The 12,732-nt window shown below is 63.4% G+C and carries 11 protein-coding genes and 1 tRNA gene; 6 read left to right on the top strand and 6 right to left on the bottom strand.

Annotated elements, in window-relative coordinates; genetic code table 11:
• Entirely contained in the window at positions 1–1,068 is a 1,068-nt protein-coding gene (locus AC1D1N_RS02475; RefSeq protein WP_477346383.1) for an ABC transporter ATP-binding protein, read from the top strand.
• Positions 1,069–1,118: 50 nt separating this feature from the next.
• Positions 1,119–2,000 carry a MurR/RpiR family transcriptional regulator gene (locus tag AC1D1N_RS02480; RefSeq protein ID WP_112561284.1) on the top strand — a complete coding sequence of 294 codons (882 nt, stop codon included), beginning with the start codon at positions 1,119–1,121 and terminating at the stop codon, positions 1,998–2,000.
• Positions 2,001–2,172: 172 nt separating this feature from the next.
• On the opposite strand, the gene AC1D1N_RS02485 is transcribed toward AC1D1N_RS02480, so the two are convergent.
• Both AC1D1N_RS02485 and AC1D1N_RS02490 read right to left on the bottom strand, forming a co-directional pair.
• Complete coding sequence (locus AC1D1N_RS02485) at positions 2,173–2,484, bottom strand: DUF167 family protein (protein WP_477346385.1); 312 nt, start codon at positions 2,482–2,484, stop codon at positions 2,173–2,175.
• 13 nt (positions 2,485–2,497) lie between these two features.
• On the bottom strand, positions 2,498–2,788 hold the full coding sequence (locus AC1D1N_RS02490; protein ID WP_023668602.1) for a YggT family protein: 291 nt from the start codon (positions 2,786–2,788) through the stop codon (positions 2,498–2,500).
• A gap of 160 nt (positions 2,789–2,948) precedes the next feature.
• Here AC1D1N_RS02490 and AC1D1N_RS02495 point away from each other — a divergent pair.
• Positions 2,949–3,024: transfer RNA gene (locus AC1D1N_RS02495), tRNA-Ala, on the top strand.
• Positions 3,025–3,100: 76 nt separating this feature from the next.
• Here the strand turns inward: AC1D1N_RS02495 and AC1D1N_RS02500 are convergent.
• Both AC1D1N_RS02500 and AC1D1N_RS02505 read right to left on the bottom strand, forming a co-directional pair.
• The gene (locus AC1D1N_RS02500) at positions 3,101–5,065 is read right to left on the bottom strand and encodes an acyltransferase family protein (RefSeq protein WP_477346387.1); all 1,965 of its coding nucleotides are present in this window, start codon (positions 5,063–5,065) and stop codon (positions 3,101–3,103) included.
• Between the two features lie 103 nt (positions 5,066–5,168).
• Complete coding sequence (locus AC1D1N_RS02505) at positions 5,169–5,777, bottom strand: TetR/AcrR family transcriptional regulator (RefSeq protein WP_436262269.1); 609 nt, start codon at positions 5,775–5,777, stop codon at positions 5,169–5,171.
• A gap of 108 nt (positions 5,778–5,885) precedes the next feature.
• Here AC1D1N_RS02505 and AC1D1N_RS02510 point away from each other — a divergent pair, with 108 nt between their 5' ends.
• From AC1D1N_RS02510 to AC1D1N_RS02520, 3 genes are all read left to right on the top strand, one after another.
• Positions 5,886–6,572 (top strand): PspA/IM30 family protein, encoded by a 687-nt coding sequence (locus AC1D1N_RS02510; RefSeq protein ID WP_477346389.1) that lies wholly within the window; start codon positions 5,886–5,888, stop codon positions 6,570–6,572.
• Positions 6,573–6,637: 65 nt separating this feature from the next.
• Positions 6,638–6,925 (top strand): YiaA/YiaB family inner membrane protein, encoded by a 288-nt coding sequence (locus tag AC1D1N_RS02515; protein WP_477346391.1) that lies wholly within the window; start codon positions 6,638–6,640, stop codon positions 6,923–6,925.
• A 132-nt stretch (positions 6,926–7,057) separates the two neighbouring features.
• Complete coding sequence (locus AC1D1N_RS02520; protein WP_477347359.1) at positions 7,058–10,444, top strand: acyl-[ACP]--phospholipid O-acyltransferase; 3,387 nt, start codon at positions 7,058–7,060, stop codon at positions 10,442–10,444.
• Between the two features lie 45 nt (positions 10,445–10,489).
• On the opposite strand, the gene AC1D1N_RS02525 is transcribed toward AC1D1N_RS02520, so the two are convergent.
• Positions 10,490–11,695, bottom strand: a complete 1,206-nt coding sequence (locus tag AC1D1N_RS02525) for a hypothetical protein (RefSeq protein WP_477346393.1) — start codon at positions 11,693–11,695, stop codon at positions 10,490–10,492.
• 69 nt (positions 11,696–11,764) lie between these two features.
• Positions 11,765–12,697 (bottom strand): hypothetical protein, encoded by a 933-nt coding sequence (locus tag AC1D1N_RS02530; protein WP_477346395.1) that lies wholly within the window; start codon positions 12,695–12,697, stop codon positions 11,765–11,767.
• Positions 12,698–12,732: the final 35 nt, after the last annotated feature.

Consider the following 12,732-nt stretch of genomic DNA (forward strand, 5'->3'; position numbering starts at 1 on the left):
ATGACCGATGTCGAGTTCCGCGACCTGTCGAAATCCTTCGGGCGACACAAGATCCTCGAGAACATCAGCCTCGACATCAAAAGCGGCGAGTTCGTCGTGCTGGTCGGGCCGTCCGGCTGCGGCAAGTCGACCTTGCTGCGCATGCTGGCGGGACTGGAGCCGATCACCTCGGGCGACCTTCTGATCGGCGGCGTGCGCGCCAACGATTTGCCGCCGCAGCAGCGCAATATTGCGATGGTGTTCCAGTCCTATGCGCTGTTCCCGCACCTGAAGGCGGCAGACAATATCGGCTTCGGTCCAAAGATTCGCGGCGAGGCGCGCCCTGCCATCGATGAGAAGGTCAAGAAGGCGTCGGGCATCCTCAACCTGTTCTCCTATCTCGACCGCTACCCCCGGGAGCTGTCGGGCGGCCAGCGCCAGCGCGTCGCCATGGGCCGCGCCATCGTGCGCGAACCTTCGGTGTTCCTGTTCGACGAGCCGCTCAGCAACCTCGACGCTCAGCTGCGCGTGCAGATGCGCACCGAGATCAAGGCACTGCACCAGCGGCTGAAATCGACCATCGTCTATGTCACGCACGACCAGATCGAGGCGATGACCATGGCCGACCGCATCGTGGTGATGGACCGCGGCAAGATCCAGCAGGTCGGCGCGCCACTGGAGCTCTACGACCGTCCCGCCAACAAATTCGTCGCCTCCTTCATCGGCTCGCCGTCGATGAGCTTCGTGTCCGGCGCGCTGAAGACCACGCCCGAGAAAAGCTGGTTCGAGTCGGCCGGCGGCGGGCGGCTGGCGCTCGGCGGCAAGACGGTGCCGGCGGGCAGCACGGTCGAGGCCGGCATAAGGCCCGAACACTTCGTCATCGGCGAGGCTGTCGACGCGATGGCGATCAAGGTCGATGTCGTCGAACCGACCGGCTCGGAAACCCATGTCTATGGCGCCATCGGTGCCGATACGGTCCGTGCCGTGTTCCGCGACCGGATACAGGTCAAGCCGGGTGAAATGCTGCCGGTCTCCGTCGCGCCGGGCAACATCCATCTGTTCGACAAGGCGACAGGCCTGCCGCTATGAAAGCGCCGGTATGAAAACGAAAATCCAGGGATGAAGACGACAACCCAGAAATGAAAACGCCGGCCGACATCATCACGCGCCTGCAGCTGATGTTGCAGGATGGTACCAAATCGGACCGCCGGCTGGCCGGCCTCGTGCTGACCGATCTCGATTTCGCCTCCAAGGCTGCGATCTCCGAGATCGCCGCGCGTGTCGGCGTCAGCGAGCCGACGGTGACCCGCTTCTGCCGCAATCTCGGCTGCGAGGGCTTGCGCGACTTTAAATTCTATCTGGCGCAGGCCATCGCGATTGGCGGCCAGTATCTGTCGCCCGAGCCGCTCAGCCGCGATGCGCGCGAGCAGCGCATCGCCTCAGCCATCACCGAAGCGGCAATTGCCGCCATCCAGCGTGCCAGCGAAAACCTCGACATGAAGACGCTGGTGGGCGTCGCCGCGCGCATCGTCAATTCAGGCAATGTGCTGTGCATCGGCTCCGGCGGCATTTCCTCGATGATGGCGACGGAGATGCAGAACCGGTTGTTTCGGCTGGGCGTGCCGGTGCTGGCGCAGATCGACGGGCAATTGCAGCGCATGTATGCCGCGGTCGCCACATCAGAGACGACGCTGATCGCCTTCTCGGTGTCCGGCTATGCGCGCTCGGTCATCGATGCGGTCCAGGTTGCCCAGCAATATGGCGCCACCACCATCGCCATCACCCCGCCGGACTCAGCACTCGCCAAAGCCGCCGACACGGTCATCCAGTTCCAATCGCTGGAAGACGGCAACATCTACAAGCCGACCTCGTCGCGCTATGCCTTGCTGTCGATCGTCGACATGATTGTCACTTCCGTCGCCGAGACGCGCGGACCCAGGGTTCTCGAAAACCTGCGCCGCATCAAGCAGAGCGTGAACACGCTGAAGGTCGACGATCCGAAGCTGCCGCTGGGGGATTGAGAGCGACGCAGAAGCTGCCAATCTCCCCCCTCGTGGGGGTTGAGGAGCGGTCCGCATTGCGGACGCAAAGCCAATTGCTTGGCTTTGCGAGCGACGAAAGCCGGCAGGACAGAGGGGGGCGCTGTCCCGCCGACAGATCAAGGGTGTACATGCCGCAACGCTGGATCTTGGATCAGCCACTGAGCGTTTCAACGCGCAGCGCCAGCACAGCCGGATCACCCGCGACACGCAGTGTCTTCAGCCGTGAAGTACCTCCACCGACAACCGACACGGTCGATGCCGGCACACCGAGCGCCTTACCAATCAGCCGCTCCAGCGCGGCGTTGGCCGCACCATTCTCCGGCACGGCGCGCACGCGCGCCTTCAAATAGCTTCGCCCGTCCGCCGATGTTTCGACGCCTTCAAGCCTGTCCGCGGAAGACTTCGGCGTCAGCCGGACGAACAGGTCGATGCCATTCTCGCGGGTACGAAAAGGCGCGCTCAAGCGATCTTCGGCCTCACAGGACCAGCGGCGCTATCGTGGTGAGAATGAGCTGCCTGAGGAAGAACAGGAGCAAAAGCAGGATGATCGGCGAGATGTCGACACCGCCAAGGTCGGGCATGAACCGACGGATCGGCCGCAGCGCCGGCTCGGTCAGCCGGTAGAGCATGTTGCCGATGCTGCCGACGAACTGATTGCGCGAGTTGACGACGTTGAAGGCATAAAGCCAGGAAAAGATCGCTGAGGCGATGATGACCCACCAGTAGAGGTCGAGCGCCATGACGATTGTTTGAATGAGGGCGAGCATGCCGGTCTCCAATTGTTGCCGACATGTAGCCATTGCGCACGAAACCGGCAAGGGCAGCCTTTGCACAGCGCCCGACGCGGCGCATGACGACAAGGGATTTCGGCAACCCCCCGCCTTGACAGGAAACCGCAGCCTTCGATAAATGCGCCATCCGCTGGACGGGGCTGTAGCTCAGCTGGGAGAGCGCGTCGTTCGCAATGACGAGGTCAGGAGTTCGATCCTCCTCAGCTCCACCAGCGGAATTTTTCCCATTCCTTGCTCGTCCCGAACGGATTCGGAAAAGCGCGCAGCGCTTTCCTCTCGGGAATTGCGTCAAAGCCCGAGCCTGGGAGCGAGATAGGGCGCGAGCGCAAGCGAATAGGTGGCCGTCAAATGACCATTGTCGCGCCAGACGATCATATTGCCGATAACCGCCGGGCATAGTTCCGGCCCGCACATGGCGTCGGTCATATCGACGACGCGCACATTTTTCTGACCCTCTGCAGCAAGCGCCAACACGTCGTCGAGCTCGGCGTCGCTTCTTTTGGTGAAGCATTTTACAGGCGTGGCGCTCAGGCAATCGCCGGGCTCAAATGCCATCAAGGGCGTGTTGCGGATGACGATGATCCGGGAGCCCGCCTCCGTCAGTCTGCTCCAGACGTCGCGCAGCCCTTCGATCATCAGGTCATCCGGAACCGATCCTGCGTTGGACTGGCTGGTGATAACAGCGAACGGTCTGAGCTTGAGGATTTCGGCCAGCACTTTCTCTCGCCACTCGTAGCAAGATGGATACGGTTTGCCGTCCGACATGGTGGGCGCACGCGCGAATGCACAGGCGGATTTCGAGAAAGAAACCAGCTTGAATTTGCGGTCCCTGGCGATCTTGTTTAGGGCTGGACCCCACTGGGCAGCGTGAGAATCGCCCACGAGGACGATGGTTTTCGCGCCGGCCGGGTCGCCCAGCACACATCCCACCGGGTTGGCGCCTTTCAGGTTCTGCTGACATCCCGCCGAGAACAAGCTCGACACGTCCCGCCTCAGCCGGGCCAGCGGCGGCAGGAGGTCCACATCGTCCGGAACCGCGGCGTCGGCCAGCAGAGCGGCGGGCCCAGGATAGGCAGGCGTGCCAATCAGCGTAATGTCGGTGCGTTGCGTCGTCACAAAATGCAGCAGCCCCTCGGATGCCGCCACGCATGCCAGGACCGCGATGGTGCCGTATCCCAGCGGCTTCCACCACGCGCCGCCCCGGGGTTGTCGATAAGGTTGTTCGACATAGCGATAAGACAGGTCCGACAGGACCAGGGTCACCGCAATCAGGCCGACACCACTGGCAAATGTCAGCGAATGGCCCTGTCCCAGGAAGAATGTGATCAGTGGCCAATGCCAGAGATAGATCGAGTATGACCGATCGCCGATGAAACGAAGCGGCCACAAATCGAGCCCACGAAACCGGCCGGCTTGGACTCCGCCAGCCAGGATGACGAGCACGGTGGCCAAGGTTGGCAGCAACGCACTGACGCCGGGGAACGGTGTCGCCGCGGAAAACAGAAAAGCGGATGCGAGGATGCCGGCGATGCCAGCAAGCGCCATCAGCCGCCTTGTACCCGCGCCCAATCGAAACCGGTGCGCGCCAAGCACCAGAAGCCCACCCAGCGCTAATTCCCACAGGCGGGTGTGACTGACGAAATAGGCCTGGGCGGGGTCTGTTTTCGTCAGAACAATCGAGGCGACCAGCGATGCCACGAAAACAAGCGACAATGTCGTCGCCAGGCATCGCCTCAAGGAGAGCTGCCATCGCCGCGCCAGCCAGATCACACCGATCATCAGCACCGGCCAGACGATGTAGAACTGCTCTTCGATGGAAAGCGACCAGTAATGCTGCACCGGCGTCGGCAGATTGTCGGCGTCGAGATAGCTGACAGCCTCGTGGGCCAGACGCCAGTTCTCGACATAGAGCGCGCTGGCCAGGATCTGCTTGGCGGTTTCCTCCCAGCGCGCCTTGGAAATGAACAGCAGCGTGCCGAGCAGCGTCACCAGAAGCACGAGGATCGCTGCCGGCAGAAGCCTCCGAATCCGTCGCGAATAGAATTCTATCACCGAGACGCGACCGTCGCGCAGCGCCATCTGCGCCAGCAAGCCGGTGATCAGATAGCCCGAGATGACGAAAAAGACGTCGACGCCGATGTATCCACCGGGAAGAACATAGGGCCACAGGTGAAAGATGACGACCAGAGTGACGGCCAGTCCGCGCAACCCTTGTATTTCGGGCCGAAACCGACGTTCCTGATTAATTGTCACCTGATGTCCCCAACAGTTTCAGTCGGCCTTAATCAACAGGCCAGTCCGCGCTACGGTCTTCATAAGGGCAGAGAGCGGTGAGGCAAGAGCCGATCGCGGCAGCTCATTCTCTTTCCGTCTCCAGCCCGCTCACCAGCGTGTCGACGAAACCCAGCAGCTCGCTTTCGAGGTCAGTGGGCGCGAGGCCAATGAAGCGGTCTTCGAGCGAGATGGCGACGATGCCGTGGACGGCGGAGAACAGGGTGCGCGCGCGGGCCAGCAGATCGTGCGAGTCCAGCGCGGGGAGCAGCTGGGCAAGCGGCTCGACCAGATGCTGGATCAGCACCGCATGTTCGGCCAGGTGCCATTCGGGCACCGCCACGCCTGGCGCCATGCGGTGTTCGAACAGCGCCTTCCACGCCATGCGGTTGTCGCGGGCGAAGCCGAGATAGGCCTTGGCCAGCGCCTTCAGCCTCGCCCTTGGCTCTGCGGCGCCCGTCGCCTCCTGCTGCAAGGCCTCTCCCAGCCGCGCCAGCGTAATCGAATTGACGTGCAGGATGAGCTCGTCGAGGTCGGCAAAGGCAGTGTAGAGCGCACCGAGCGCGCAGCCGGCATCGGCCGTGATGTCGCGTGCGCGCAGCCCGGCGAGCCCCGAGGATTGAATTCGCGCCTGGGCGGCCTCGATCAGCCTGCTCCTGAGACCCTCACGTTTGGCGTCCCGTTTTGCCGTCATTAACCGTCTTGCTCCGGAATTCATGAACACCGTTCATTTTTCTCTTGAACGCCGTTCACGATGTGTTACGTTGCATTTGTGAACAACGTTCATAGAGGAGAAGCGGGAATGTTGAAACAGTTTTTTGCTCTCGTTCGCGGCCGCAGCTACGAAGCAGCAGAGACGGTCGTCAACCGCAACGCGCTGGTGATCTTGCGCCAGCAGATCCGCGATTGTGCCGACGCCATCGCCTCTGCCCGCCGGGCGGTCGCAATTGCCATCGCCCAGAACGAACAGGAAGTCGCGCAGTTCAAGAAACTGGTCGCTCGCATCGACGACCTGGAGAAGCGCACGATCGCCGCGATCGAGCAGGGACAGAATGAACTGGCCCGCGAGGCCGCCGAAACGATCGCCATGCTGGAAGCCGAACGCGATGCCTCCAGCGAGGCGCAGAAAAGCCTCAGCACCGAAATCGAACGGCTGAAGCGGATTATTCGCGTCTCTGAAATGCGCCTGCGTGAATTGCAGCGCGGCCAGCGCATCGTTGCCGCGGTCGACTCGACCCAGCGCCTGCGCGAAAGCGCGCCGGGCTCAAGCCTCTCGGCGCTCAAGGACGCCGAGGAGACGCTGCTGCGCCTGCGCACACGGCAAAAGCAGATCGACGCCACCGCGGCCGCCATGGCCGAGATGGAACAGTCGGGCGATCCGGCCGCGGTCAGCGAAAAGCTCGCGGCCGCCGGCTGCGGCGCCCCGTTGAGAAGCAGCGCCGACGCCGTGCTCGAACGGCTGGCGAAGACCATGACCAAGCCGGCCTGATTGTATCCGGCCTGAAACAGATCCACGCCCAACCAACCTAACCCTGAAACGAAAGGATTATACCGATGACCTCTAACACCTACGCACCCAAGGACACAGCCGCCTGGAAGACCTTCACCATGGCCAGTTTCGTCATTGCCGCCGCGATGATGGCCGGCGGCATCTACTTCATGGAGGCAAGCTTCGCCGCCAAGGGGTTCTACGCCATGGCCGCCATCATGCTCGTGCACACCTCGATCACCATCACCAAGACGTTGCGTGACGCGGAAGAAGCAAGCCGTTTCATCAACCGGCTGGAAGACGCCAAGACAGAGAAGCTGCTGATGGATGTCAGCCGCAGTAACGAAGTGTAACCGGGTTCCCGCTAAAACAAGGCTCAAACCGCGCAAGCCCGCTGATCAATCCCAACAGGATTTCACCGGTGTTGCCCAATGGAAGTCGCCGCTATGGAAATCGCCCCGATCAACCGTCCCACAGCTCATCTGATGACATCCCGGCGCTTTGCGCCTTTGTTCTGGACGCAGTTCCTGTCCGCCTTCAACGACAATTTCCTGAAGAACACGCTGGTGTTCCTTATTCTGTTCACGCTGGCGGCGGATCAGGCGGCGTCTCTGGTCACTCTGGCTGGCGCCGTCTTCATGGCCCCCTTCCTGCTTCTGTCGGCGCTTGGCGGCGAGATCGCCGACCGCTTCGACAAGGCCCTCATCGCCAAACGTCTGAAATTCGCCGAGATCGCCGCCGCAGGTGTCTCCGTCGTCGGCATCGCGCTGTCGTCCATTCCCGTGCTGATGGTGGCGCTGCTGATGTTCGGCATCATCTCGGCGCTGTTCGGGCCGATCAAATACGGCATCCTGCCCGATCACCTCGAGCGCAAGGAACTGCCCAAGGCCAACGCCTGGATCGAGTCCGCCACCTTTGCCGCAATCCTCGGCGGCACCATTGCCGGCGGCGTCGTTTCCGCCGATGGCATCGGTGTCACAGTGTTCGGGCCGATCATGATGACCTTGGCCGTCGGCTGCTGGCTCGTCAGCCGCTACATCCCATCCACCGGCTCGGCGGCGCCCGACCTTGTCATCGACAAGAACATCTTCCGCTCGACCTGGCGTCAGGTTGCCGAGTTGCGCACCGACATGCGCATCTGGCGCGCCGGCCTGATGACCTCGTGGTTCTGGTTGATCGGCGCCATCGTGCTGTCGATCCTGCCGACCCTGGTCAAGGATTCGCTCGGCGGCAACGAGATGGCGGTCACCGTCTATCTCGCGGTCTTCGCCGTCTCGATCGCCATCGGCTCGGCCATCGCCGCCTGGATGTCGCAGGGCCGCATCGTGCTTCTGCCGGCACCGGTCGGCACGGCGCTGCTGGCGCTGTTCGGCCTGCATCTGGCCTGGACCATATGGAGCATGACGCCTTCGCCCCAGGCAGAAACCCTTGGTGCATTCTTCGCTGGCCCGAACACGATCCGGGTCGCCATCGACCTCGCCGGCATGGCCATCGCAGCCGCCTTCCTGGTGGTGCCGACCTTCGCCGCCGTACAGGCCTGGTCGCCCGAGGCGCGCCGTGCCCGTGTCGTTGCTGCCGTCAGCATCGTCAATGCCGGTTTCATGACCGTCGGCGGCATTATCGTCGCCGTGATCCAGACCAAAGTCTCCACCGGCGGCATCCTGTTCGGCCTTGCCGCGGCCAACGCGATTGCCGCCTGGTTGATGCTGAAATATCTGCCGACCAACCCCTTCCGCGATTTCGTCTCCATCCTGTTCCGCGCCTTCCTGCGCCTGGAGGTCGAGGGCATGGACAACCTCAAGGCGGCCGGCAAGGCGCCGATCCTGGCGCTCAACCATGTCAGCTTCCTCGACGGTCCGCTGGCGCTGACGTTGACCGACGAGGAGCCGGTCTTCGCCATCGACTACTTCATCGCCCAGGCCTGGTGGATGAAGCCGTTCATGAAACTTGCACGCGCTTTGCCGCTCAATCCGGCCAAGCCGATGTCCACCCGCACGCTGATCAAGGTCGTGCAGGGTGGCGATCCGCTGGTCATCTTCCCGGAGGGCCGCATCACTGTCACCGGTGGCCTGATGAAGGTCTATGACGGCGCTGCCATGGTCGCCGACAAGACCGGCTCGATGGTTGTGCCGGTGCGTATCGACGGGTTGGAGAAGACCTACTTCTCGCGGCTGAGCTCGCAGCATGTGCGCCGCCGGCTGTTCCCAAAGGTCAAGGTGACCATTCTGGAGCCGGTCAAGCTCGAAGTGCCGCAGGAACTGAAGGGTCGCAAGCGCCGCGCCGCGGCCGGGTCTGCCCTCTATCAGGTGATGTCGGACCTCGTCTTCCGCACCCAGGACATCGACAAGACAGTGCTGGAAAAGATCATCCAGACCGCCACCGAACGCGGCATGAGAGAGCTCGCCGTGCAGGACCCGGTCACCGGTTCGCTGAGCTACGGCAAGCTGCTGACGGCTGCTGCCGTGCTTGGCGAGAAATTCAAGAACCTCTACGCCGGCCAGCAGACGCTCGGCATCATGCTGCCCAACGCCAACGGCTCCTGCGCGACGCTGCTCGGTGTCATGTCTTCCGGCAAGGTTCCGGCGATGATGAACTTCACCGCCGGCGCCGCCAACATCCTCTCCGCCTGCAAGGCCGCCGAGGTGAAGACCGTGCTCACCTCGCGCGCCTTTATCGAACAGGCAAAACTCGGCGCCGTGGTCGAGGAGCTCGGCCGCTCGGTGAACATCGTCTGGCTCGATGATTTGCGCGCCACCATTGGCCTCAAGGACAAGCTCCTGGGCCTGCTGCGCAAAAGCACGCCGCGCGTTGCCCGCAAGCCCGGCGATCCTGCGGTGATCCTGTTCACCTCGGGTTCGGAAGGCACGCCCAAGGGCGTGGTGCTGACCCACCGCAACATCCTGGCCAATGCCGCCCAGGCGGCGTCGCGCATCGACTTCCACTCGGGCGACAAGGTCTTCAACGTGCTGCCGATCTTCCATTCCTTCGGCATGACGGCGGGCACCGTACTGCCGCTGATCTCGGGCGTGCCGGTCTATTTCTACCCCTCGCCGCTGCACTACCGCCTCGTGCCCGAACTGATCTACGGCTCGAACGCGACGATCATCTTCGGCACCGACACGTTCCTCTCAGGCTATGCACGCACCGCGCACCCCTACGACTTCCGCTCGATACGCTATTGTTTTGCCGGCGCAGAACCGGTCAAGGCAGCGACGCGCATGACCTATATGGAGAAGTTCGGCGTGCGCATCCTCGAGGGCTACGGCGTCACCGAGACGGCGCCGGTGATCTCGATCAACACGCCGATGTACAACCGCTCCGGAACCGTCGGCAAGATCATGCCCGGCATGGAATATCGCCTCGACCCGGTGCCTGGCGTCGACGATGGCGGCCGGCTGTTCGTGCGCGGACCGAACGTCATGGCCGGCTATCTCCGGGCCGAGAAGCCCGGCGTGCTCGAACCGCTGGAAGACGGCTGGCATGATACGGGCGACGTCGTCGCCATCGACGAGGGCGGCTTCATCACCATTCGCGGCCGTGCCAAGCGCTTTGCCAAGATCGGCGGCGAGATGATCTCGCTGGCTGCCGTGGAGGCCCTCGCAGGCGAATTGTGGAAGGGCTTGCTATCGGCCGTTGCCACGGTGCCGGATGCGCGCAAGGGCGAAAAGCTGATCCTCATCACCGAGGCCGCCGACGCCACACGCGCGCAATTCCTAGCCTTCGCCAAGGCCAACGGCGCCATGGACCTGATGGTGCCGGCCGAAGTGCGCGTCGTTGCGAAAGTGCCAGTGCTCGGCTCCGGCAAACTCGACTTCGCCGCCGTGACCAAGATGGTGCGCGACGAAGAGGCCATGAAGACCAAGGCCGCCTGATCCACTCACAAGAAGGTCGGCACAAAACGCCGGCCCTTCTTGTCGTCACGTCACGGCCTTCCGCTGCGCGATCAGCATGGCCATACGCTGCACGGCGCGCAATTCCAGTTCCACGCCGGGCGACGAAGCCAGCGCCGGCATGTTGAGCACCACGACGGTTAACGGGTCGAGTGTCGCCAGCAGCACATGCGTCGCCTCGTATTTCTCGAACAGCCAGGCCAGCTGCTCGCGTATATCCTGGTCGACAGGCGCACCCGGCTGCACATCGGCGAGCGAGCGCACCGGCTCCTGTGCCAGCGCCCGCGCCAGCACCTTCAGGTCGAAATCGCCGAGGTCGGCGGCCGGCAGGATCAAGGCGCCGTCGACGAGAATGTGGTGCTGAAGCCCGCGTAGAAAGTGCGCCGAATCGGTGAGATCGCCCTCCGCTATATGCTTGAGCAGCGAGTCGCGGCGCTTTTCGGCGGTCAGGCTGACGCTGTCATTGTAGATGACGGCGAGCAGCGTCGCAGAAAGCACGATCACCACGCCCTGCACGCTGCCGCGCCAGCCGAGATCGTCGATGCCGCCCAGCGCCAGCCCGGCAAACACCGAGCTCAGCGCGATGACGGCGAAGGCGCCGATCGTGTCGCGATGGCCGAGGCTCCCGCGCCCAAGGCCGATTGTCAGCCAGCACAGGAACAGGATGGCGATGCCGCCGAGCCGCACCGGCACTTCGAACAGGCCGGGCCGATAGTCGGTGACCATGAACGGAAGGATCAGCAGCAGCGACAGCGCCATGCGCTCCACGGTGCGGTTCTCGGCCGCCGACAGGCTGTCGCGATCGCGCGTCATCACCAGCCAGCCGATGGCGACAAAACCGCCGAACTGGAAGGCCAGAAGCATCGCCATCCGCCATGGCTCTGCAAAGCTTTCCGGGATCGGAGCCAGCAGGAGGAACAGCAGGGCGCCACTTGCGGCGAAGAATTTAAGCGCAAACGGCGCATGCCGGCGCAGCAAGCCCTCAGTCAGCAAAAGAGCGGCCAGCGGCAGCAGGCCCGCTGCCGCGATCGTGACGAAGCGGAAGAGGGCGAGGCCGGTCGTCCAGTCCAGAATGCGGCAGGCGAGCAGCACCACCAGCACACGCAACCCAAACAGGAAGCGGCGCGACAACCCATCGTCGCGCCCGCCGACGACCGATATCACGATCAGCAGGCCGAACAGCGCCGCCAGCGAGGTGATGGTGTCGGCGACGAGTGTGTCATCGAAACTCATGGCTCCGCTGCCATCAGCTTGAGCGTGAAACGGCGTACCGCATCTGAGGCCGCTAGCGTGTCCATGGTCTCAGCACATTCCATTGCCGGCTCGAATCCGCCCAGTGAACCACCGGCAGCACCAGCCGCTGCAGCGTGGCGGCGGCACCCGCCACGGCAAGGGCGGCAAGCGAGCCGCGCGGCCCGCGTCGGCGAGATAGGTGCGCGCGGACTGAAAACTCATCTGGCCGATCTGCAGCACGTCATCGCCGCGCCCATAGTCGAGCTCTTTGCGGCAGAACGCGTTGTAGGTTTCGACGCGATGCTTGGCCGCCTCGTCGAAGGTCTTTTTCAGATCGTCCGAGCCGCCTGTATAGGCATTGGTGATGACGAAGCGCTCGTCGTCGAAGCCCGCCTCGGGGCCAACGCCGAAGACATGGCGGTGGCGCGCCATGATCTGCCGCGCAAAAAGCACATGGGTCAGCGAGCGCCGCGCGCCGGCATGCGGTCCGGGAAATACATTGGTGAAGGCTTCGGCGACCATACCGACGACGGCGGGCACCTGGGTGACGTTGGAGATCCAGATCGGCCGCAGCTGGTTGCGCAGGAACATCAGGAAGCAGGTCAGGCCGTAGAGGATCCAGCTCAGCCCCCGGCTGCGCTCGTCCGGATCGACCATGACGAGGCCGAGATGCAGGACCTCATACGGCTTGCCGGTCAGTGAAATCTCCATCAGCGCCAGCGCGTTGAAGGCGATCGGCCGCCCGTCGCTGCGCCGGTAGACGATGGTGATGATGGAATGTTCCAGCCGGCTGCGATCGCCGGAAAACACGCCATAGGTCAGGCTGCCGGCCTCCAGCGTCTTCGACGCCACCAGCCGCAGATCGTTGCTCAACTGCTCCAGCTCGGCTGCCTTCATCCAGCGCCCGGGCCGCTCCACGACGCGCGTCTCGTAGCCGTCGGACACGCGCATACGCACATCCATGAACCGACCCGGCAGCAGCTGCAGAACCGCCTTCAGCACTGTTTCCCCCTGAGGCAAGAACGCCGACCGTATAG

The organism is Mesorhizobium sp. P2_B5, assembly GCF_056404775.1.